Below are 21665 nucleotides of genomic sequence, written 5' to 3'. Positions count from 1 at the left end.
CCCCCATGCGGACCGCAGAGATCCGACGCCGTTGGCTCGACTACTTCGAGCGCCAGGACCACGCGATCGTGCCGAGCGCCTCGCTCATCTCGCCCGACCCGTCGATCCTGTTCACGATCGCGGGCATGGTGCCGTTCATCCCGTACATCCTCGGGACCCAGCAGGCACCGTGGCCGCGTGCCGCGAGCGTGCAGAAGTGCATCCGCACCAACGACATCGAGAACGTCGGCCGCACCACGCGCCACGGCACGTTCTTCCAGATGAACGGCAACTTCTCGTTCGGGGACTACTTCAAGGAGGGCGCGATCCGCTTCGCCTGGGAGCTCTCCACGAGCTCGCAGGAGCAGGGCGGGTACGGCCTCGACGGCGACCGCATCTGGGTCACGATCTGGGACCAGGACGACGAGTCGCTCGACGTGCTCACGCGCGTCATCGGCATGGACCCGCGGCACGTGGTGCGCCTGCCGCGCGAGCAGATCTTCTGGGACACGGGCCAGCCAGGACCTGCGGGTCCCTGCGCCGAGCTGCACTACGACCGCGGGCCGGAGTTCGGTCCTGAGGCCGAGGGCGGCACCGTGGACCCGGGCGGCGACCGCTACCTCGAGTACTGGAACCTCGTCTTCGACCAGTACGTGCGCGGCGAGGGCTCGGGCAAGGACTACCCGCTGCTCGGCGAGCTCGACCAGAAGGCGATCGACACGGGCGCCGGCCTCGAGCGCATCGCCTACCTGCTGCAGGGCAAGGCGAACATGTACGAGATCGACGAGGTCTTCCCCGTGATCTCGGCGGCCGAGGAGATCAGCGGACGCCGCTACGGCGCCGAGGGCGAGGACGACGTCCGCTTCCGCGTGGTGGCCGACCACGTGCGCTCGTCCCTCATGCTGATCGGCGACGGCGTGCAGCCGTCCAACGAGGGCCGCGGCTACGTGCTGCGCCGCCTGCTGCGCCGCTCGGTCCGCGCGATGCGTCTGCTCGGGGTCGACGAGCCTGCGCTGCCGCACCTGCTCCCGGTCTCGCGGGACGCGATGACCGAGTCCTACCCCGAGATCGGCGCGCAGTTCGACCGGATCTCCCGCATCGCTTACGCGGAGGAGGAGGCGTTCCGACGCACGCTCGTCGCGGGCACCACGATCCTCGACACCGCGGTGCAGAAGGTCCGCGCGTCGGGGGGCGGCATGCTCGCGGGGGACCAGGCCTTCACGCTGCACGACACGTACGGCTTCCCGATCGACCTCACGCTCGAGATGGCCGCAGAGCAGGGGGTGCGCGTCGACGAGCAGGGTTTCCGTGACCTGATGGCGGCCCAGCGCGAGCGTGCGCGTGCTGATGCGAAGGCCAAGAAGGGTGGCCACGCGTCGTCCACCGTGTTCCGCGACCTCCGCGCGCCGGGCGTCACCGAGTTCACGGGCTACACCGAGCTCAGCACGCCCTCGACGGTGCGCGGCCTGGTGCGCGACGGCGAGCTGGTGCCCGCCGCCGTGCAGGGCGAGACGGTCGACGTCGTGCTCGAGCGCACTCCCTTCTACGCCGAGTCCGGCGGCCAGGAGTCCGACGCCGGTGTCATCACGGCCGACGGAGCGCTGCTCGAGGTCGTCGACGTGCAGCGGCCCGTCAAGGGCCTCGTGGTGCACACGGTGCGCGTCGCCGAGGGTGAGCTGCGCAGCGGCGCGGAGGTGCTCGCCCAGGTGGATCCCGAGTGGCGGCTCGGCGCGCGCCAGGCCCACTCGGGCACGCACGTGGTGCACGCCGCCCTGCGTGAGGTGCTCGGCCCGGACGCCCTCCAGTCGGGGTCCTACAACAAGCCCGGCTACCTGCGGCTCGACTTCTCCTGGAACCAGGCGCTGTCGCCGTCGGCGCGTACTGAGGTCGAGGACGTCGCGAACCGCGCGATCCGCAACGACCTGGGCGTGAGCTGGCAGTACATGTCGCTGCCCGAGGCCAAGGCGTGGGGCGCGATCGCGCTGTTCGGCGAGACCTACGACGAGCAGGTGCGCGTGGTCGAGATCGGCGGCCCGTGGTCGCGTGAGCTGTGCGGCGGCACGCACGTGGACCACTCGAGCCAGATCGGCCTCGTCGCGCTCACGGGTGAGTCCTCGGTCGGTTCGGGCGCACGTCGCGTCGAGGCGCTCGTGGGGCTCGAGGCCTTCCACCACCTGGCCCGCGAGCGCGCCCTCGTCGCGACGTTGACCGAGACGCTCAAGGCCCGGCCCGACGAGCTGCCCGAGCGTGTGGGCGGCCTGCTCACGCGGCTCCGCGAGGCCGAGAAGGAGCTCGCGGCGCTGCGGCGGGAGCGCCTGCTCGGCTCGGTGGCCGACCTCGTCGCGACCGCGGTACCCGTCGACGGCACGCGCCTCGTCGCGCACGACGCCGGGGACGTCGCAGGGGCTGACGACCTGCGCACCCTCGCGCTCGAGGTGCGCGGTCGGCTGGGCGAGGAGCCCGCCGTCGTCGCGGTCGGTGGCCGCGCGCAGGGGCGGCCCCTCGTCCTCGTGGCGACCAACGCCGCGGCGCGCGACGCGGGGCACAGAGCCGGCGCGCTCGCGAAGGCGGCCGCGGGTGAGCTCGGTGGTGGCGGCGGCGGCAAGGACGACGTGGCGCAGGGCGGCGGGACGGACGCGACGCGCCTGCCCGCGGCTCTCGACGCCGTGCGGGCCGGCCTCGGGGGCCGCGGGTGACGGCAGTGCCGCGCGGATCGCGCGTCGCGGTCGACGTCGGCTCGGTCCGGGTGGGCGTCGCCGCGAGCGACCCCGACGGCCTCGTCGCGACGCCTGTGCGGACGGTGCTCCGCGAGGGTGGCGGCGACATGGCCGAGATCGTGGAGATCGTGCACGAACGGGGTGCAGCCGTGGTGTACGTCGGGCTGCCCCGCCACCTGTCGGGCGCCGAGGGTTCGGCATCGGCCGCCGCGCGTGCGTACGCTGGGGCACTGGCGGTCGCGGTCAGCCCCGTCCCCGTACGGCTGGTGGACGAGCGCATGAGCACGGTCACTGCCCACCAGGCGCTGCACGCGTCCGGGCGGGCGGGTCGTCGTCACCGGGCGGTGGTCGACCAGGCGGCCGCCGTCGTCATCCTCCAGTCGGCCCTCGACGCCGAGCGGTCGACGGGGGACAGGTGCGGTGAGGCGGTACGGGCCGACGTCGGTGGTGGCCAGGACGGACAGGACGCAGGGGCTGAGGAGTCGCGGAGGTGAGCGAGCTGATGGCAGACGTGCGAACGCATGCGCCCCGGCCCCGAGCTGAGGGCCCGCGATGAGCGACCTCTTCCTCGACGAGGTGATCCGGCCGGAGTCCGCCGGAGGAGACGGACGTCGCGCGCGGCGTCCCGGGCGCGAGGAGCGTCAGCGCAAGCGTCGCCAGCGCCGTCGCCGCACGGTCATCGCGTTGGTCGTGGCGCTCGGTCTGCTGGGCGGCGCCGCCTGGGCCGTCGTGACCTACGTGCTCCCGACCATCCAAGGCTTCTCGCTGGGCGAGTCCGAGTCCGCGGACGACTTCCCGGGGCCCGGCCACGGCTCGGTGCAGGTGGTCATCCCGCCCGAGTCGACCGGCGGCGCGATGGCGGCGATCCTGCACGAGCAGGGCGTCGTGGCGAGCGAGCGTGCGTTCACGCGCGCGTTCACCGCCAACCCCGACGCCTCCGGCATCCAGCCGGGGACCTACAACCTCCTGCTCGAGATGTCGGGCGCGGGCGCGGTCGACGCGCTGCTCAACCCGGAGAACCGCGTGCAGACGCGCGTGACGATCCCCGAGGGCCTGCGCGTGGACCAGATCCTCGAACGGCTCTCGTCGGTCACCGCCGTGCCCGTCGAGGAGTTCGAGACCGCGATGGCCGACACCGCTGCGGTGGGCCTGCCGGCGGAAGCCGGCGGCAACTACGAGGGCTGGCTGTTCGGGGCGACGTACACGTTCGAGCCCGGCACCACTCCCACCGAGATGCTGGCGCAGATGGTCCAGGCCACGATCACGACCCTGGACGAGGCGGGCGTGGCGCCGGAGGACCGGCAGCGGGTGCTCACGATCGCCTCGCTCGTCGAACGCGAGGCACGCACGCCCGAGGACCGCGCGATGGTCGCGCAGGCCATCCAGAACCGCCTCGACCGCGACATGAAGCTCGACATCGACGCATCGGTCGCCTACGGCGCGGGCAAGTCGGGGACCGAGCTCACGCGGGAGGACCTGGACACCGACGGTCCGTACAACCTGTACACCCGCACCGGGCTGCCACCGACCCCGATCGCGTCGCCCAGCGCGGTGGCGATCAACGCCGTCATGAACCCGACGCCGGGGGACTGGATCTTCTGGGTCACGGTCAACCTCGACACGGGCGAGACGAAGTTCGCGGAGACCCTCGGCGAGCACAACGAGAACGTCGAAGAGCTGCGCGCCTGGCAGCGCGAGAACGAGTGAGCCCGGCCGGCGCGCCCGGTCGGCGGGCCGCCGTCCTGGGCCACCCGATCGGGCACTCGCTCTCGCCCGTGCTGCACCGTGCGGCGTACGCGGCCCTCGGCCTCGACGACTGGCGGTACGACGCCGTCGACGTGACCGAGGAGTCGCTCCCGGCCCACCTCGCGGGGCTGGGCCCGGAGTGGGCCGGGCTGAGCCTGACGATGCCGCTCAAGACGAGCGTGCTCGGCCTGCTCGACCACGTCGAGCCGCTCGCCGAGGTGGTCGGCGCGGTCAACACGGTGCTGCTGCAGCACGGCCCCCGGCTCGCCGTCGGCGCGAACACGGACGTGCACGGAGTGGTCGCCGCGCTGCGTGAGGGTCTGGCGCGGACGGCCGAGCCGGCAGGGCCCGTGCGCACCGCCGTCGTGCTGGGCGCGGGTGCCACGGCCGCTTCGACGCTCGCGGCGCTCGCGCAGCTCGGCTGCTCGACACCGTCGGTGCACGTGCGCTCGATGGCGCGCGCCGGCGCCACCATGCGGGCCGCGCACCGCATGGGCGTCGACCCGCGCTTCATCACGCTCGAGCCGCTCGCGCGCACGCTCGAGGCCATGGCACGGGCCGACGTCGTCGTGTCGACACTTCCGCCCCACGCGGCGGACCCGATCGCCGCCGCGCTGTCGGAGCGGAAGGACGGCACGGGGGAGCCGGGTGTGCTGCTCGACTGCGCGTACGACCCCCGCCCGACGGCGCTCGGCGCGGCCTGGGCGGCCGCGGGTGGCGCCGTCGTGGGTGGCGAACGCATGCTGCTGCACCAGGCGACCGAGCAGGTGCGGCTCATGACGGGACTTCCCGCGCCGGTCGAGGCGATGGAGCGCGCGCTCGAGCACGCCCTGCGCACCTGAGGCGCACTGCGGCCGAGATCCGTCACGAACGGGTGACGTCGGCTGTTCAGGTACGGCGGCGGGCTGCCGATACACCTGTCGGGCACCCGCGTGCCCCGCGCCCCGTTCCCCTGGCGGGCGTGGTCCCACCTGGAAGGACACCGGTGTGAAGCAGCTCGGCGACATCCTGCTCGACGAAGGACTCGTCACCGAGGGACAGCTCATGGCTGCCCTCGACGAGCAAGCGGTGCGGGGCGAGTCCCTCGGCCGCGTGCTGGTCGAGATCGGGATGCTCACCGAGGCCCAGCTGGTCCAGGCGCTCGCCTCGCAGGTGGGCATGCAGTTCGTCGACCTCGGCGAGTACCCCGTGGACCGCAACGCGGTCGCCCTGCTGCCGGGCTCGGTGTGCCGCCGCTACACCGTGCTGCCGATCCAGCTCACCGAGGGCTCGCTCGTGCTCGCGATGTCCGACCCGGGCAACGTGCTCGCGGTCGACGACGCACGCACGCTGTCGGGCCTGCCGGTGCGGACCGTCGTCGCGACCCACGACGACCTCTCGGCCGCGATCGAGCGCTTCTGCCGGGCCGACGACGAGATCGACGACCTCGCGTCGACGTTCCAGGAGGAGGCGACCGTCCAGCAGGAGGTCGACCTCAGCCGCATGGGCGACGCGATCGAGGACGACGCCCCGATCGTGCGGTTCGTCAACCTGCTGGTGACGCAGGCGATCTCGGACCGCGCGTCCGACATCCACATCGAGCCCACCGAGACCGACGTGCGCGTGCGGTACCGGATCGACGGCGTGCTGCACGAGATGCAGCGTGCGCCCAAGCAGGTGCAGGGTGGCGTGATCTCGCGCCTGAAGATCATGAGCGACATCGACATCGCCGAGCGGCGCAAGCCGCAGGACGGCCGCATGTCCGTGACCCACAACGGCCGCAAGATCGACCTCCGCGTGGCGACGCTGCCCACGGTGTGGGGCGAGAAGGTCGTCATGCGTATCCTCGACAACTCGACCGCGAGCCTCGACCTGCGGGACCTGTCCTTCCTCGAGGACAACCTCACGACGTACCACGAGTCGTACACCAAGCCCTACGGCATGATCCTCGTCACGGGCCCCACGGGCTCGGGCAAGTCGACCACCCTCTACGCGACGCTCAACGCCGTCTCCAAGCCCGAGATCAACGTCATCACGGTCGAGGACCCGGTCGAGTACCGGCTGCCCGGCATCAACCAGGTGCAGGTCAACCCCAAGGCCGGGCTGACGTTCGCGGGGGCGCTGCGCTCGATCCTGCGATCCGATCCCGACGTCGTGCTGCTCGGTGAGATCCGTGACCACGAGACCGCGCAGATCGCGATCGAGGCGGCCCTCACGGGTCACCTCGTGCTCTCGACGCTGCACACCAACGACGCGCCGAGCGCCGTCACGCGTCTGGTCGAGATGGGCATCGAGCCGTTCCTCGTGGGCTCGGCCCTGGACTGCGTCGTGGCCCAGCGCCTCGCGCGGCGGCTGTGCAGCAAGTGCAAGGAGCCGTACCAGCCGAGCGAGGTCGAGCTCATCGCGGCGCGCTTCCCGTGGAGCCCGGGGGAGGAGATCCCCGAGCTGCACCGGCCCGTGGGCTGCACCGCGTGCTCGCGCACCGGCTACAAGGGCCGCATGGCGCTGCACGAGGTGATGCGCGTGACCGAGGACATCGAGCGTCACGCGGTCGCGCACTCGTCGTCCGCGGAGATCGCCCACACCGCGCGCGAGCAGGGGATGATCACGCTCCGCGACGACGGCTGGACCAAGGTGCTCATGGGGCAGACCTCGGTCGAGGAGATCCTGCGCGTCGTCGCATGACGCGCGGCGCCCAGGGGCGCACGCGCCGTGCGCGCAGCACGCGCTCAAGAACTTGACCCGAACGGTCGATGTGAACGACGGGAGCGGCCCGGTACGGGACGCACGACGGAGAGGCACGTGGTGAACGAGTACTTCCCCTCGGGTGGTGACCCGCTGGGCCGGCCCCCGGTCCCGCCGGAGCCCGCGCCCACGCGGCGCTCGCTCCAGCAGTCCGCCGGGGCCGCGTCCGCTCCGGGCGGAACCCCGCTCGCACCTCAGCCGGCCGCCTCTCAGGTGCCTCCGGCCTACATGGGTGGCCCGCGGCCGGCCCCTGCCGGGCCTCCGGCGCACGCCCCGGTCGCCCCGTCGGCGGCCGGGCCCCAGGGGGCTCCTGTGCACGGAACGCAGCTGCCGCCTCCTGGCCCCGCGCACGTGCCGGCCAGGCCCGCGGTCCCCACCGCGTCGACGGGTCCGGTGCCCCCGGCCCCCGCGTTGCCGCGCCCGGCGGGTGCCCCGGTCGCGGGTCTGCCCGCTCCCGGGCCCTCGGCCGCCCAGGGCGGCACGTCGTCCCCGACCGGTGCCGCGTCCCCGACCAGCGCTCCTGCCACGGGCGGTCCTCGCGGCGGCGGTCCCGCGCAGGCAGCTGCCGTACGACAGCGCGGGCCCGAGCGCAGCGCACGCATCGGCCTCGCGCAGACGGCGCACGAGGGTGACATCGACCTCGACGCCGCGCTCCGGACGATGATCGAGGTGGGGGCGTCCGACCTGCACCTCACCACGGGCTCGCCGCCCATGGTGCGGCTCGACGGCGGCCTGACGGCGCTCGAGGGTTTCCCCACGCTCTACCCGGACTCGCTCCAGCGCACGTTGTACGCCGTGCTCACCCAGAAGCAGCGCGAGCAGTTCGAGGAGCACCTCGAGCTCGACCTCGCGTACGCCGTGCGCGGGGTGTCCCGCTTCCGCGTCAACATGTACCGCCAGCGCGACTCGATCGGCGCGGCGTTCCGCGTGATCCCGTACGAGATCAAGCCGCTCGAGGACCTGGGCGTGCCGGCCGTGGTGGGCAACTTCGCGGGGCTCCCGCGCGGGCTCGTGCTCGTGACGGGGCCCACGGGCTCAGGCAAGTCGACCACGCTCGCCGCGGTGATCGACCTCGCGAACCGCACGCGCAACGACCACATCATGACGGTCGAGGACCCGATCGAGTTCCTCCACCGGCACAAGAAGTCGATCATCAACCAGCGTGAGGTGGGTGCGGACACGCACTCGTTCGCCGCAGCCCTCAAGCACGTGCTGCGCCAGGACCCGGACATCATCCTCGTCGGTGAGCTGCGCGACCTCGAGACCATCTCTGTCGCGCTGACGGCGGCCGAGACCGGCCACCTGGTGTTCGGCACGCTGCACACGCAGGACGCGGCGCAGACGATCGACCGCATCATCGACGTGTTCCTGGCGCACCAGCAGGAGCAGGTCCGCACGCAGCTCGCGGGAGCCCTTCAGGGCGTCGTGTGCCAGACGCTGTGCAAGCGCGCCAACGGACGGGGCCGCTCGGTCGCGACCGAGATCCTCCTCGCCACGCCTGCCGTGCGGAACCTCATCCGTGAGGGCAAGACCCACCAGATCTACTCGGCGATGCAGGCCGGCGCGCAGCAGGGCATGCACACGCTCGACCAGCACCTGGCCGAGCTCGTCAAGCAGGGAAAGATCACCTACGAGGTGGGGCTCGAGAAGTGCCACCACGTCGAGGACTACAACCGGCTCACGGGCCGCATGGCGCGCATGAACCAGGGTGGCTCGGCCCTGAGCAGCATGGGCGCCGACGGCGGCGTCGTCCCGCACGGAGGCATGTGATGGCGACCGAGACGCGCACCTACGAGTACTCGGTCCGCGACCGCAGCGGCAAGCTCGTCAAGGGCCGCATCGAGGCCAACAACACCGCGGCCGTGGCCAACCGGCTCAAGGTCATGGGCATGGCCCCGCTGTCGATCGACGAGGTCAAGACGACGGGTCTGCAGCGCGAGATCACCCTCCCGGGCTTCGGGCCGAAGGTGGGCCTCAAGGACCTCGCTGTGATGGGTCGTCAGATGGCGACCATGATCTCGGCCGGCCTGTCGCTGCTGCGCGCGCTGTCGATCCTCGCCGAGCAGACCGAGAACAAGGAGCTCGCGAAGGTCCTGGGCCACGTGCGCAACGACGTCGAGGGCGGTGCGGCGCTCTCGGACTCGATGGCGCGCAACCCCGAGGTGTTCCCGCCGCTGATGGTCAACATGATCCGGGCGGGTGAGGTGGGCGGCTTCCTCGAGAGCGCGCTCCTCTCGGTCGCGAACAACTACGAGGCCGAGGTCAAGCTGCGGGCCCAGATCAAGTCCGCCATGACCTATCCCGTGGTCGTGTTCGCGATGGCCGTGCTCGCGGTTGTCGGCATGCTGCTGTTCATCGTGCCGATCTTCGAGAACATGTTCCGCGACCTCGGCGGTGCGCTCCCTGCACCGACGCAGTTCCTCGTCTTCCTCTCGGGCATCATGAAGTGGGCAGCGCCTCTCATGCTCATCGGGGGAATCCTCTTCGCGGTGTGGTGGCGCAAGCACAAGAATGACGAGGCCGTACGCTCGCGAACCGACCCGACCAAGCTGAAGATCCCCGTCTTCGGGCCGTTGTTCCAGAAGGTCGCGATCTCGCGATTCACCCGCAACTTCGGCACCATGCTCGGCGCGGGCGTGCCGATCCTCCAAGCCCTCAGCATCGTCGGCGAGACGAGCGGCAACTGGGTGATCGAGCGCGCCGTCCGTGACGTCCAGGAGAGCGTGCGGACGGGCCAGTCGCTGGCCGGTCCGTTGGCTGGTCACGCGGTGTTCCCCCCCATGGTCGTGCAGATGATCGGCACGGGTGAGGACTCGGGGTCGCTCGAGATCATGCTCGGCAAGATCTCGCAGTTCTACGACCAGGAGGTCGAGGCGACCACTGAGCAGCTCACCTCGCTCATCGAGCCCATCATGATCGGCGTCATCGGCACGCTCATCGGCGGCATGGTCATCGCGCTGTATATGCCGATGTTCAGCATCTTCGAGCTCATCCAGTGACATTCCGGACATTCTCCGCCGCGCGCTGAGGCGAACGGGTGAATGTGCGTCGTGACCGCGGTCACGGGCTCAAGGAGCCCCGGAACCGGCCCGATGAACCGGGCGTAGCACCCTCCACGCCGGCCCTGCCGGCACTTCCGCAGCAATCGAAAGGGAGCACTCACATGCTCGCTCGCATCCGCAAGTCGCTCGACGAGAACGAGAAGGGCTTCACGCTCGTCGAGCTCCTCGTCGTGGTCATCATCATCGGCATCCTCGCCGCGATCGCGATCCCGGCCTTCCTGCGCCAGCGTGAGAACGCCTGGGGCGCGCAGGTCGAGTCGGACATCAAGAACGCCATCACCGCGGCCGAGTCGCACGCGGTCGAGAACAACGGCGAGTACGACACGCTCGAGACGGCAGCGCTCGCGAACGGTGTCCCGGCGGCCGCATGGGAGGCGGCGGGCCTCACCGGCACGCCCGGTGTCAACATCACGGCTGCGTTCCCGACCGCGACGACGTTCACGCTGACGGGCGACCACGAGAGCCGTGGCGGCACGTGGGTGTACGACAGCACCACCGGCGAGACCGTGTTCACCCCGTGACGCTCGTCCGCTAGCCCGGTGTGGGGCGTCGCCACAGGCGGCGCCCCACACCGCGTCCCACCCCGAACCACCGCAGAGGAGGAGCAGGATGCGCGAGGTCACAAGCCGGGTCCGCGAGGCCCGCGCGCGGCTCGCCGCCGACGACGCCGGCTTCGGCCTCGTCGAGGTGGTCGCGTCGATGCTGATCTTCGCCCTGCTCTCGGTGGGCCTGCTGCACACCCTGCTCAACGTCCTGTCGATGAGCCGCGACGCGCGCGCGCGTCAGGTCGCGACCAACCTCGCGGCCGAGACCGTGGACCGCGCACGCGACAAGGACAACCTGTTCGACGTGCTCGACGACACGCACACGGTGGACCTCAACGGCGACGAGTTCACGGTCAGCATGACCTCGCAGTGGGTCTCGGACCCCTCGGTCTCGCTCCAGTGCGGCGCGGGTGGTGGCGTGCTGCGCTACAAGCGCATCAACGTCGAGGTCACCTGGACCAACATGCGTCCGAGCACCCAGCCCGTGCGGTCGGACACCGTGATCAACCCGGACAGCCGGATCAACGACCCGACCAAGGGCACCATCCTCGTCTCCGTGCTCGACGGCGAGGGCCTCGGCAGCGGCGGCGTCGCTGTCTCGGCAAACGCGCTCTCAGGTGGCGGCTCGGTGCCGAGCACCGCGACCGACGCGCAGGGGTGTGCCTACATGCTCATGGTCGAGCCCGGCGACTACCGGATCCGTGTCCAGCGCACAGGCTATGTCGACGTGAACCAGCAGGCCGACGCGACGACCGACGTGACCGTCTCCGCCGGCGGGACCGCCTCGGCGAGCTTCCAGTACGACCTCGCGGCTGCCTACACGGTCGCGCTCGCACCCGGCCAGCCGTCGCTCGAGATCTCGAACGACATGGAGCTTTCCCTCGTGAGCACGTACGGAACCTCCGTGCAGGCGGGCACGACCTCACGCAACCGCACCTTCGACCTGCACCCGTTCGCCTCCGGGTACACGGGCTTCGCGGGCACGTGCGCCGCGGCCGACCCCGCGACGTGGCCGCAGGGCACCTCGGGGTCGGACACCCTCGTCGGGATCCGGCCACCCGCCGTGGCCGCGGAGCCGGGCGCGAGCGCGACCCTCGACCTGCCGACGGGCGTGGTGCGCGTGAGCGTCCCGAGCAACCGCTACCTCACGGCCGTCGCCGTCGACGACCCCGACAACGAACACCTCGGCTGCGCGACGGCCGCGCGCCTCGACTTCGGCCGGGCGAGCGGTACCCGCACCGTCGCCCTGCCGTACGGCTCGTGGGAGCTCTACTACGGCAACAGCTCCGGCTCGACCAGCACGAAGATCGCCGCACCCGCGGTGCTGACGACGGGCGAGGTCCAGGGGAGCGTCGTGACGCTCGACCCCCGCGTCGTCGAGGTGACACCGTGATGACACGCATCCGCAGCCGGCTGCCCCGCGGCGAGGGTGGCCTCACGCTGCCCGAGCTCCTCGTGACGATGACGCTCACGGCGATCATCGGCAGCCTCATGGTGGCGTTCATGTCCGGCTACTCGCGCACCCTGACGCGCGAGTCGGCTCGCAGCGACAGCACGAACGTGGCCGCGGTCGGCATGAACGAGCTCACCCGTGTGATCCGCGCGGGCGTCCGCATCGAGAACGAGCACGCCGCGGGCGGGTTCGACCGGATCTTCCGGTACGCCGGACGCGAGCGTCTCCAGCTGCACGCGGGCGTGGACTCAGATGCCACCGACGTGCGTCCCCTCCTCATCGACTTCTCGCTCGACGCCGGGCGCGTGCTCACCGAGACCCGCACCACGGCGCGCGCGGGCGGGCCAGGTGAGGCCGAGTGGATGTTCTCCGGCGCGGGCGCCACGATCACGTCGCGGCCCATCGCGCGGACGATCGTCCCGGCCACGAGCCCCCAGACGGTGCTCTTCCGGTACTTCGACTCGACGGGTGCCGAGATGGTGCCGTCGCCCGGGTCGAGCCTCCCGGAAGCCGATCTCGACCGGATCACGGCCGTCGAGATCTACCTCTCGGTGCAGGCCGACCCGACCGAGCGTGCCGAGCCCGTGACCCTGACCAACCGCGTCGGTCTGCTGAACGCCCCCTGAGGAGCCAGGACGAGATGAGACGACTGCTGCAGTGGCGGCTCGGCGCACGCGCCGAGGGCGACGAGGGCATCGCGATGGTCATGATCATCGGTGTGTCGATGGTGCTCACCCTGCTCGCCGTGGCGGGCGTCGGGTACGCGCTGAGCACGACGCAGAAGGCGCGCAACGACCAGGACTGGAGCGGTGCCCTCGCGGCCGCGTACGCGGGGGTCGAGGAGTACCAGAGCCGCCTCGCCAACGACCCGTCGTACCTGACGTTCGGCAACCCGGCGTCCCCGTTCAGCTCGGCCGCGGGCGCGACCGTCGCGCTCCCCGAGACGACGGGCGGCGCGGTGAACCCGGCGTTCTCGCTCACCGACTGGGCCGAGGTGCCCGGGAGCGCGGGGACGTCCCACTTCCGCTACGAGGTCGACAACTCCGACTACTACACCGACGGCACGCTTCGTCTGCGCGCGACCGGGCGCGTCGGTGAGGAGGTGCGGACCGTGGTCGCGGACCTGCGCCAGAAGGGCTTCATCGACTTCCTGTACTTCACGGACTTCGAGACGCAGGACCCGGAGGTCTCGCGCCAGACCGACGACACGGTCGAGGAGTGCTCGGTGTACGAGTACCACGGCCGCAGCTCGGACTGCACGACGATCCAGTTCGGTGGGTTCGACGAGATCGACGGCCCGCTGCACACCAACGACACGATGTACATCTGCGGGGCGAGGTTCCTCGGGTTCACGACGTCGTCCTACAAGCCGACGTCGGGCCTGCGGTACAAGAAGCCGGGCGGCTGCGCGAACCCGTTCTTCAAGGAGAACGGCGCTCAGCCGGACCACGCCGAGCTGCTCCCGATGCCCAAGACCAACACCGAGCTGCGCAAGGAGACCCGCAGCGACCTGCCGGTCGAGGTGCCGAACCCGGGCTGCCTCTACACCGGGCCCACGTCGATCCAGCTCGAGTCGACGGGCAAGATGCGGGTCCGCTCGCCGTGGACCCGTGCGACCAGCCCGAACGGCGCCAACAACGCCGGCTGCGGCACGCCGGGCCCGGGTGGGCTCGGCAGCAGCTCGGGTCAGCTGATCGACGTGCCGCTGAACACGGTCGTGTTCGTCCAGAACGTGCCCAACGTCGTGGGCGACCCCAACTACTGGTCGCCGACGGCGCCCGGGCAGCCCTCGTGCGCGGCCGGTGGCAACCCCGTCGGGTACCCGGCCTCGGGCGAGGCCGTGCGCTACACCGACGCCTACGGCTGCCGCAACGGCGACCTGTTCATCAAGGGCGTGCTCGACGGCCACGTGACGATGGCGGCCGAGAACTACATCTACGTCACGGGCGACATCCGGTACGCCAACCCGAACGAGGACATCCTCGGCCTCGTCGGGCAGAACGCCGTGTGGGTCATGAACCCCGTGAAGACGGACAACGTCGCGAACAACGTGTCCAACTCGTACGTCAACAGCTACCTCAACGCGGGTTACGACTGCGTGCAGACGTCGTACTACTACAACCGGTGCACGAGCTACGAGCTGCTCGGCGGGTGGGCGGCCCACCGGCGCATCGACGCGGCGATCCTCTCGGTCGCGCACACGTTCATGGTGCAGAACTACGACAGGGGCGGGTCGCGCGGCACGCTGACGATCAACGGGGCGATCGCGCAGAAGTTCCGCGGCACCGTCGCGACGTCGGGCAGCGGTGGCGGCATCTCGACGGGGTACGCCAAGGACTACAACTACGACAAGCGTCTGCGCGACACCGCGCCGCCGAAGTTCCTCTCGCCGGCCGTCATCACGTACGGCGTGACCCAGTGGACCGAGGTGGACCGCGCGTTCAACCCGGACGGAACAGCCGCCTGATCCCGTACCTGGGGGACCTGGGAGCATGACGCGGTGACGACCGACCCTGCCCTCGTGCCGTTGACCTCTGCGCTGTGCGGTGTGCTCGGCCTGCTCATCGGCTCCTTCCTCAACGTCGTGGTGTGGCGCGTCCCCCGCGGGCAGTCGGTCGTGCGCCCGCCGAGCGCGTGTCCGGGCTGCGGGCACCCGATCCGGCGACGCGACAACGTGCCGGTGCTGTCGTGGCTCGCGCTGCGCGGGCGTTGCCGCGACTGCGGCGCGCGGATCAGCGCGCGGTACCCGCTCGTCGAGCTCGGCACGGCGCTGCTCTTCGCAGGGGTGGGGCTCGCCGTCGGCCCCGGTTGGGCGCTTCCCGCGTTCCTCTACCTCGCCGCGATCTCCGTGGCCCTGGGCCTGATCGACCTCGACGTCCACCGGCTGCCCGATGTGATCGTGCTGCCGTCCTACGTGGTGGCCGCCGCGCTGCTCGCCGTGGCGTCGGTCGCGGACGGCGACCTGGGCGCCCTGGTCCGTGCAGGTGTCGGGGGAGCGGCGCTCTGGGTCTTCTACCTGGTCCTCGTGCTGGCGTACCCGGCGGGCATGGGCCTGGGGGACGTCAAGCTCGCCGGCGTGCTGGGGCTGTACCTCGGCTGGGTCGGCTGGGGAGCGCTTCTCGTGGGCGGCTTCGCCGCCTTCCTGCTGGGCGGCCTCTACTCGATCGGCCTGCTCGCGACGCGACGTGCCACGCGCAAGTCCGGCGTCCCCTTCGGGCCGTGGATGTTGCTGGGCGCCTGGGTGGGGCTGCTCGCGGGCGAGCCCGTGTGGTCCGGGTACCTCGATCTCGTGCTCTGACGGATCCGCGCCGCGGACTCCTCAAGGGCACGTCGTGACCGACCGATAGGAGAGCAGGCGGTCGTCACGACAGCGAAGGGAACAGACGTGTCCAAGACCCGTGTCATCGGGCTCGACATCGGCACCACGGCAGTGCGTGCAGCCGAGGTGGAGGTCGGCCGGGGTGGGAGCTCCGGCGGTCGGCAGCCCACCGTCGTGCGGTTCGGTCAGGCCCCGCTCCCGCTCGGCGCCGTGCGCGACGGCGAGGTCGCCGAGCCGGAGACGGTCGCGACGGCGATCCGGCAGCTGTGGCAGCAGCACAAGTTCAGCCACAAGGACGTCGTCCTCGGGCTCGGCAACCAGCGCGTCATGGTGCGTGATCTCGCGCTCCCCGCGATGCCGATGGCCCAGCTCCGCGCCTCGTTGCCCTTCCAGGTGCAGGACATGCTCCCGGTCGCCGTCGACGACGTCCTGCTCGACTACTACCCCTCGGGCCAGTTCCAGGGACAGACCGGACCCATGGTGAGCGGGCTGCTCGTCGCCGCGACCAAGGACACGGTGCACGCGAACACCGCGGCCGTCGAGACCGCCGGGCTGCGCCCGCTCATGGTCGACCTCACCGCGTTCGCGCTCACGCGCTTCCAGGCGCGTGGCGAGCTCGCCGAGGGCACGGTCGCGCTCGTCGACATCGGCGCCAAGGTGACGATCGTCGTGATCGCGACCCACGGCGTGCCGCGCCTGGTGCGCATCCTTCCCGGCGGCGGCCAGGACGCGACGGACGCCGTCGCCAACGACGTCGGCGTGGCCTCGGCGGATGCCGAGAACCTCAAGCGCCAGGTGGGTGTGGGCTTCGCGGTGCCCGCCGAGCTCCGCCCGGCGGCCGAGGCCGTGGCTCGCTCGACGCAGAACCTGGTCGAGGCCATCCGGAACACGCTGGTGTACTACGCCGCCAACAACCCGGGCCACGCGGCCCAGGTGGTCGTCCTCACGGGAGGTGGCTCCCAGCTCGCGGGCCTCGGCCAGTACCTGTCGAGCGCGAGCCGGATGAACGTGACCTACGGCCACCCCCTCAGCACCCTCAGGCCCGGCGGCTCGCTGCCGCAGGGCGACCACCTCGCCCAGGTGGGTCACGCGCTCGCCGTGCCCGTCGGGCTCGCGCTGGGAGACGTCGCATGAGCGCACCTACCACGGTCCAGCCGGCCCCGGCGCACGAGCGCGGAACGTCCGGTGGCGTGACGGTGCCCGGCGCACCGTCGGTGCCCCAGGTCAACCTCCTGCCGCCCGAGATCCGGGGGTCGAGGTCGCTCGCGCGCGTCAAGCGCCTCCTGCTGCTCGTCCTGGTCCTCGTGGTGGTCCTCGCGGGCATGGGCTACGTCTGGTCGACGTGGCAGGTCTCGTCGGCTCAGGACGCCCTGGCCGAGCAGGAGGCCGAGACGCAGCGTCTCCTCGCGGCGCAGAAGGAGTACGCCGAGGTGCCCCAGGTGCTCGGCGCGCTCGACGCGACCAAGGAGGCGCGCACCCTCGGCACGACGACCGAGATCATGTGGGCGCCCTACCTGACCGCCCTGGTGGTGACGGCGCCCGAGGGGATCGCGTTCGAGTCGATCCAGATGACGGGCGCCTCGCCCACCACACCCGCGGGCCTGCCCGCGAACCCGCTGCAGGCGGTCGCCCCCAGCACGCTCACCTTCACGGGGCGGTCGCTCGTGGTGCCGAACACCTCGGAGTGGATCGAGCAGCTCGAGTCGATCGAGAACCTCACCGACGCGTACGTGACGTCGCTCGCGATCACCGAGGAGGACGACGACGGCACCAAGACGGCGTACTACGAGGTGAGCGGGAGCGTCCAGGTGACCGACGCGGCATTCGCGCTCCGGTACGCCGAGCAGGCCGAGCAGGAGGAGGGCTGACATGAAGACCCCCAAGGCCGCACCCTGGGTGCTCGGCACGGCGTTCGTCGCCGTGCTGGTGCTCGCGCTCACCTACCTGTTCCTCATCAGCCCGCAGCTCGCGACGGCCGCCACGGCGCGGGCCGACGCGGAGGCGGCCGAGGCGCAGAACGTCGTGCACGCCAAGAAGCTCGCGACCCTCGAGGAGCAGTTCGCCCAGCTCGACACCTACAAGGCCGAGCTCGCGGAGCTCCGGACGCAGATCCCCGAGGTCGACGCCCAGCCCGAGCTGCTCCGGCAGGTGCAGACCGCCGCTGACGCCGCCGAGGTGTTCGTGGTGGGATCGGACCTCGGTGTCCCCGAGGCGTTCGTCGGGAGCCCCACCTGGGACCCGACAGCCGTCCCGGACCCGGCGGCGCCCGCCGATCCTGCCGCCACCGGTGCCGAGGGCGAGGACGGCACGCAGCCGGCCGCCCCCGCGGCGCCCGAGCCGACGGGCGTGCCCGGGCTCCTCGCGGTGCCGTTCGACGTGACCGTGCTGGGGGGCTATCTCGAGGCGGTCGAGTTCGTGCGGCTGCTCCAGGAGAGCACCCCGCGTCTGTACGTGGTCAACGGCTTCACGGTCACGGGCCAGGACGCGGCCGAGGCCTCGGGCGGTCGCCCGGCGACCGAGAAGGGCGACGTCGAGGTGCTCGTGCAGGGCTACGTCTACGTGCTCCAGGAGAGCGCGGCGGCGTCGGACGAGAGCACGACGGCCACCACGGACGCCACCCAGAACTGACGTCCCGCTCGCCCGGTCGGCGCACCCTCGGCCCCCGTCCGCTGCCCGGACGGGGGCCGAGGTGCGTCCGGGCACGTGGGAGGATCGGGCCATGCTGCGCTGGTTGACCTCGGGTGAGTCGCACGGTCCCGCGCTCGTGGGGGTCCTCGAGGGCCTGCCCGCGGGCGTGGAGGTCACGACGGAGGACGTGCGTGCCGCGCTCGCGCGTCGTCGGCTCGGCTACGGCCGCGGTGCTCGCATGAAGTTCGAGCAGGACGAGGTGCGGCTCCTCGCGGGCGTGCGGCACGGCCGCAGCCAGGGCGGGCCCGTAGCGATCGAGATCGCGAACAGCGAGTGGCCCAAGTGGGTCGACGTCATGTCGGCGGACCCGGTGGACCCCGAGCGCCTGCGCGTCGACGCGGGCACGGGCGACGAGCGCGAGATCGCGCGCAACCGACCGCTCACGCGCCCTCGCCCGGGCCATGCGGACCTGGTGGGCATGCGCAAGTACGGCTTCGACGACGCGCGTCCCGTGCTCGAGCGAGCGTCGGCGCGCGAGACCGCGACCCGGGTCGCGCTCGGCACCCTGGCGTCGCGGTTCCTCGAGCAGGCGCTGGGCGTGCGCCTCGTCGCTCACGTGGTGGCGATCGGCCCCGTGGGCGTGCCCGACGACGCCCCGCTGCCCCTGCCCGACGACGTCGCGGCCCTGGACGCGGACCCGGTGCGCTGCTTCGACGCCGCGACCTCGGCCGCGATGGTCGCCGAGGTCGACGACGCGCAGAAGGCCGGTGACACCCTCGGCGGCGTCGTCGAGGTGCTCGCCTACGGCCTGCCCTCGGGCCTCGGGAGCTACACGCACGCCGACAGGCGGCTCGACGCGCGCCTCGGTGCGGCGATGCTCGGCATCCAGGCCATCAAGGGCGTCGAGATCGGTGACGGCTTCCGCACGGCCGCTCGTCGCGGCTCGGTCGCGCACGACGAGATGGAGCGCGACCCCGCGACGGGCCGCATCCGGCGCACGTCGAACCGCGCGGGTGGCCTCGAGGGCGGCATGACCAACGGCGAGGTGCTGCGCGTGCGCGCCGCGATGAAGCCCATCTCCACGGTCCCGCGCGCGCTGTCGACGATCGACGTCGCGTCGGGGGAGCCCGCGCGCGCCATCCACCAGCGCTCGGACGTGTGCGCGGTCCCGCCCGCCGCCGTCGTGGCCGAGGCCATGGTCGCGCTCGTGCTGGCCGAGGCCGCGCTCGAGAAGTTCGGCGGCGACTCGGTCGCCGAGGTCGCGCGCAACCACGCGGCCTACCTCGAGTCGATCCCCGAGCAGGCCCGGTGAGCACCGCGGACGACGTCGCGACCCCGCCGACCCAGCCTCGCGTCGTGCTCGTCGGCCCGCCCGGCTCGGGCAAGTCGACCGTCGCACGCGTGCTCGCGACACGCCTGGGCGTGCGCGGCAGGGACACCGACGAGGACGTCGAGCACCTCGCGGGCAAGGCCATCCGGGACGTGTTCGTCGAGGACGGCGAGCCGCACTTCCGCGCGCTCGAGCGTCAGGCCGTCGCGACGGCCCTCGCCGAGCACGACGGCGTGCTCGCTCTGGGGGGCGGAGCCGTCATGGACGCCGAGACCCAGGAGCGGCTCGAGGCGTACGCGGCCGACGGTGGCTGCGTCGTGTTCCTCGACGTGTCCCTCGCGCACGCCGCACCTCGCGTCGGCTTCAACACGTCGCGCCCGCTGCTGCTCGGCAACCCCCGCGCGCAGTGGCAGCAGCTCATGGAGCAGCGCCGGCCCACGTACGCCCGGCTCGCGACGCTCACCGTCAGCACGGACGGCGTCCGCCCCGCCGCGGTCGCCGCACGCGTGCTCGAGCACCTGGGCGTCGTCGCACCCGCCGACCACCCCGAGGAGCAGGCATGACCGCGCCCACCCGCATCCCGGTGCACGGGGACCAGCCGTACGACGTCGTCGTCGGGCACCGCCTGCTGGGTGAGCTGCCCGGCCTGCTGGGACCGAACGTACGCAAGGTGCTCGTGGTGCACCCCGGTGCCCTCGCGACGTCCGCCGAGGCCGTGCGGGAGGACCTCGTGCGCGAGGGCTACGAGGCCGTGCTGGCCGAGGTGCCCGAGGCCGAGGAGGCCAAGAGCGCCCAGGTCGCGGCTTTCTGCTGGCAGGTGCTCGGCCAGGCCGACGTGACGCGCAGCGACGCCGTCGTCGGCCTCGGGGGCGGCGCCACGACGGACCTCGCGGGGTTCGTGGCGGCGACGTGGCTGCGCGGGATCCGCGTGGTCCAGGTGCCCACGACGCTGCTCGCGATGGTCGACGCGGCCGTCGGCGGCAAGACCGGGATCAACACCGCCGAGGGCAAGAACCTCGTGGGCGCGTTCCACCCGCCCGCAGGAGTGCTGTGCGACCTCGAGACGCTCCGCACGCTGCCCGCGCACGACCGCGTCGCGGGCCTCGCCGAGGTGGTCAAGGCCGGGTTCATCGCCGACGAGCGCATCCTCGAGCTCGTCGAGGCGCACGCCGACGCGCTGCGCGCCGCCGAGCTCGACGACGCGACCCTCGAGGTGCTGCGCGAGCTCGTCGAGCGGTCCGTCGCCGTCAAGGCGCGCGTCGTGGGGGAGGACCTGCGCGAGGCCGGCCTGCGCGAGGTGCTGAACTACGGCCACACGCTCGCGCACGCCATCGAGCAGGTCGAGCGCTACCAGTGGCGGCACGGGGCCGCGGTCTCGGTCGGCATGGTCTTCGCGGCCGAGCTCGCGCGTCTCGCGGCGCGCCTGGACGACGACGTCGTCGCGCGGCACCGCGCGGTGCTCACCTCGCTCGGGCTCCCCGTGACCTACCGCGGCGACCGCTGGGAGCGGCTCCTCACGGCGATGCGCCGCGACAAGAAGGCGCGCGGCGACCTGCTGCGCTTCGTCGTCCTCGACGGGATCGGCCGTCCCGGCCGGCTCGAGGGACCTGACCCCGCGTTGCTCGCGGCGGCCTACGCCGAGATCAGCCGTGAGGTCGGGGGAGAGGCCGTCCTGCTCTGACCCCGGTGCCGCGGGCGACGGCTCGCGCCGGCGTCGGCCGGAGCTCGAGCGACCCGCGCCTCAGCTGCAGGGCTCGTCCGTGACGCCCGCGGGCGTGAACCACATCACGGGGTCGCCCGCGAGCGGACCGGCCGCCATGCAGAACGTGCTTCCCGAGGCGCTCAGCAGCCGCAGGTCGAGGTCCTCCTCGGGTGCCCAGCCCGCCGTGGTGAGCGCCGCACGTGCATCCGTGTAGCGCCCGTGCTCGGCACGGTAGGTCTCCTGCGCGACGGCGGCCGTGCGCAGCGCCGCGAGCATCGTGGCCTCGTCGGCGCGCGCGTCCTGGCGTCCGAAGACGAGCGCGGCGACCCCCGCGAGGCTGGCACCCACGAGCACGAGCAGCCCGACCAGCACCACCGTGACCACGGCGGCGGTGCGCACCGCGGGGCGGTGCACGACCACCTCGTGGTGGTCGACGGGGGGCGACCAGGCCATGACGACG

The 21665-nt window shown here is 72.1% G+C and carries 19 protein-coding genes; 18 read left to right on the top strand and 1 reads right to left on the bottom strand.

Translation table 11 applies throughout. The features are described from left to right. Positions 1 to 5: 5 nt before the first annotated feature. The 18 genes from alaS (at position 6) to aroB (ending at position 21184) form a co-directional block, all read left to right on the top strand. Positions 6 to 2675 carry an alanine--tRNA ligase gene (alaS, locus tag GXB85_RS07935; protein ID WP_161917109.1) on the top strand — a complete coding sequence of 890 codons (2670 nt, stop codon included), beginning with the start codon at positions 6 to 8 and terminating at the stop codon, positions 2673 to 2675. Beyond that, entirely contained in the window at positions 2672 to 3190 is a 519-nt protein-coding gene (gene ruvX / locus GXB85_RS07930) for a Holliday junction resolvase RuvX (RefSeq protein ID WP_161917108.1), read from the top strand. Before alaS ends, ruvX begins: the two co-directional genes overlap by 4 nt. 58 nt (positions 3191 to 3248) lie before the next feature. Then, positions 3249 to 4403, top strand: coding sequence for an endolytic transglycosylase MltG (gene mltG / locus GXB85_RS07925; RefSeq protein WP_161917107.1), 1155 nt, complete (start codon positions 3249 to 3251; stop codon positions 4401 to 4403). Beyond that, positions 4400 to 5284 (top strand): shikimate dehydrogenase, encoded by an 885-nt coding sequence (locus GXB85_RS07920; protein WP_161917106.1) that lies wholly within the window; start codon positions 4400 to 4402, stop codon positions 5282 to 5284. The genes mltG and GXB85_RS07920 overlap by 4 nt, the downstream gene beginning before the upstream one ends. A 145-nt stretch (positions 5285 to 5429) precedes the next feature. Further along, positions 5430 to 7106 carry an ATPase, T2SS/T4P/T4SS family gene (locus GXB85_RS07915; RefSeq protein ID WP_161917105.1) on the top strand — a complete coding sequence of 559 codons (1677 nt, stop codon included), beginning with the start codon at positions 5430 to 5432 and terminating at the stop codon, positions 7104 to 7106. Between the two features lie 453 nt (positions 7107 to 7559). Continuing rightward, positions 7560 to 8936: a type IV pilus twitching motility protein PilT gene (locus GXB85_RS07910; RefSeq protein ID WP_370524093.1), complete on the top strand. Its 1377-nt coding sequence runs from the start codon at positions 7560 to 7562 to the stop codon at positions 8934 to 8936. Then, on the top strand, positions 8936 to 10165 hold the full coding sequence (locus GXB85_RS07905) for a type II secretion system F family protein (RefSeq protein ID WP_161917104.1): 1230 nt from the start codon (positions 8936 to 8938) through the stop codon (positions 10163 to 10165). Before GXB85_RS07910 ends, GXB85_RS07905 begins: the two co-directional genes overlap by 1 nt. Positions 10166 to 10329: 164 nt before the next feature. Beyond that, complete coding sequence (locus tag GXB85_RS18650; RefSeq protein WP_161917103.1) at positions 10330 to 10749, top strand: prepilin-type N-terminal cleavage/methylation domain-containing protein; 420 nt, start codon at positions 10330 to 10332, stop codon at positions 10747 to 10749. 88 nt (positions 10750 to 10837) lie between these two features. Beyond that, positions 10838 to 12166 (top strand): type II secretion system protein, encoded by a 1329-nt coding sequence (locus GXB85_RS07895; protein ID WP_161917102.1) that lies wholly within the window; start codon positions 10838 to 10840, stop codon positions 12164 to 12166. After that, complete coding sequence (locus GXB85_RS07890; RefSeq protein WP_237728087.1) at positions 12166 to 12852, top strand: PilW family protein; 687 nt, start codon at positions 12166 to 12168, stop codon at positions 12850 to 12852. The genes GXB85_RS07895 and GXB85_RS07890 overlap by 1 nt, the downstream gene beginning before the upstream one ends. Positions 12853 to 12866: 14 nt before the next feature. After that, positions 12867 to 14693 carry a hypothetical protein gene (locus tag GXB85_RS07885; protein ID WP_161917100.1) on the top strand — a complete coding sequence of 609 codons (1827 nt, stop codon included), beginning with the start codon at positions 12867 to 12869 and terminating at the stop codon, positions 14691 to 14693. A 33-nt stretch (positions 14694 to 14726) separates the two neighbouring features. After that, on the top strand, positions 14727 to 15524 hold the full coding sequence (locus GXB85_RS07880) for an A24 family peptidase (protein WP_370524092.1): 798 nt from the start codon (positions 14727 to 14729) through the stop codon (positions 15522 to 15524). 87 nt (positions 15525 to 15611) lie between these two features. Beyond that, complete coding sequence (pilM, locus tag GXB85_RS07875; RefSeq protein WP_161917099.1) at positions 15612 to 16679, top strand: type IV pilus assembly protein PilM; 1068 nt, start codon at positions 15612 to 15614, stop codon at positions 16677 to 16679. Next, positions 16676 to 17413, top strand: a complete 738-nt coding sequence (locus tag GXB85_RS07870; protein ID WP_161917098.1) for a fimbrial assembly protein — start codon at positions 16676 to 16678, stop codon at positions 17411 to 17413. The genes pilM and GXB85_RS07870 overlap by 4 nt, the downstream gene beginning before the upstream one ends. 1 nt (position 17414) lies before the next feature. Next, positions 17415 to 18173 (top strand): hypothetical protein, encoded by a 759-nt coding sequence (locus GXB85_RS07865; protein WP_161917097.1) that lies wholly within the window; start codon positions 17415 to 17417, stop codon positions 18171 to 18173. A gap of 91 nt (positions 18174 to 18264) precedes the next feature. Further along, entirely contained in the window at positions 18265 to 19485 is a 1221-nt protein-coding gene (gene aroC / locus GXB85_RS07860; protein ID WP_161917096.1) for a chorismate synthase, read from the top strand. Then, on the top strand, positions 19482 to 20066 hold the full coding sequence (locus tag GXB85_RS07855) for a shikimate kinase (protein WP_161917095.1): 585 nt from the start codon (positions 19482 to 19484) through the stop codon (positions 20064 to 20066). Before aroC ends, GXB85_RS07855 begins: the two co-directional genes overlap by 4 nt. Next, positions 20063 to 21184, top strand: coding sequence for a 3-dehydroquinate synthase (aroB, locus tag GXB85_RS07850; protein ID WP_161917094.1), 1122 nt, complete (start codon positions 20063 to 20065; stop codon positions 21182 to 21184). The genes GXB85_RS07855 and aroB overlap by 4 nt, the downstream gene beginning before the upstream one ends. Positions 21185 to 21244: 60 nt before the next feature. On the opposite strand, the gene GXB85_RS07845 is transcribed toward aroB, so the two are convergent. Beyond that, positions 21245 to 21658, bottom strand: a complete 414-nt coding sequence (locus tag GXB85_RS07845) for a hypothetical protein (protein WP_161917093.1) — start codon at positions 21656 to 21658, stop codon at positions 21245 to 21247. Between the last annotated feature and the right edge of the window lie 7 nt (positions 21659 to 21665).

Origin of the sequence: Cellulomonas sp. APG4 (genome assembly GCF_009996735.1) — a bacterium.
Taxonomy (GTDB): domain Bacteria; phylum Actinomycetota; class Actinomycetes; order Actinomycetales; family Cellulomonadaceae; genus Actinotalea.
The sequence above is the reverse complement of the archived record's forward strand: the minus strand, read 5'-3'. Positions and strand labels throughout refer to the sequence as shown.

What these genes read in the sequence shown, in the direction of transcription:
- alaS (WP_161917109.1), top strand. Translation starts at nt 6, where the DNA reads ATGCGGACCGCAGAGATCCGACGCCGTTGGCTCGACTACTTCGAGCGC.
- mltG (WP_161917107.1), top strand. Translation starts at nt 3,249, where the DNA reads ATGAGCGACCTCTTCCTCGACGAGGTGATCCGGCCGGAGTCCGCCGGA.
- GXB85_RS07905 (WP_161917104.1), top strand. Translation starts at nt 8,936, where the DNA reads ATGGCGACCGAGACGCGCACCTACGAGTACTCGGTCCGCGACCGCAGC.
- GXB85_RS18650 (WP_161917103.1), top strand. Translation starts at nt 10,330, where the DNA reads ATGCTCGCTCGCATCCGCAAGTCGCTCGACGAGAACGAGAAGGGCTTC.
- GXB85_RS07895 (WP_161917102.1), top strand. Translation starts at nt 10,838, where the DNA reads ATGCGCGAGGTCACAAGCCGGGTCCGCGAGGCCCGCGCGCGGCTCGCC.
- GXB85_RS07890 (WP_237728087.1), top strand. Translation starts at nt 12,166, where the DNA reads ATGACACGCATCCGCAGCCGGCTGCCCCGCGGCGAGGGTGGCCTCACG.
- GXB85_RS07885 (WP_161917100.1), top strand. Translation starts at nt 12,867, where the DNA reads ATGAGACGACTGCTGCAGTGGCGGCTCGGCGCACGCGCCGAGGGCGAC.
- GXB85_RS07870 (WP_161917098.1), top strand. Translation starts at nt 16,676, where the DNA reads ATGAGCGCACCTACCACGGTCCAGCCGGCCCCGGCGCACGAGCGCGGA.
- GXB85_RS07865 (WP_161917097.1), top strand. Translation starts at nt 17,415, where the DNA reads ATGAAGACCCCCAAGGCCGCACCCTGGGTGCTCGGCACGGCGTTCGTC.
- aroC (WP_161917096.1), top strand. Translation starts at nt 18,265, where the DNA reads ATGCTGCGCTGGTTGACCTCGGGTGAGTCGCACGGTCCCGCGCTCGTG.
- aroB (WP_161917094.1), top strand. Translation starts at nt 20,063, where the DNA reads ATGACCGCGCCCACCCGCATCCCGGTGCACGGGGACCAGCCGTACGAC.
- GXB85_RS07845 (WP_161917093.1), bottom strand. Translation starts at nt 21,658, where the DNA reads ATGGCCTGGTCGCCCCCCGTCGACCACCACGAGGTGGTCGTGCACCGC.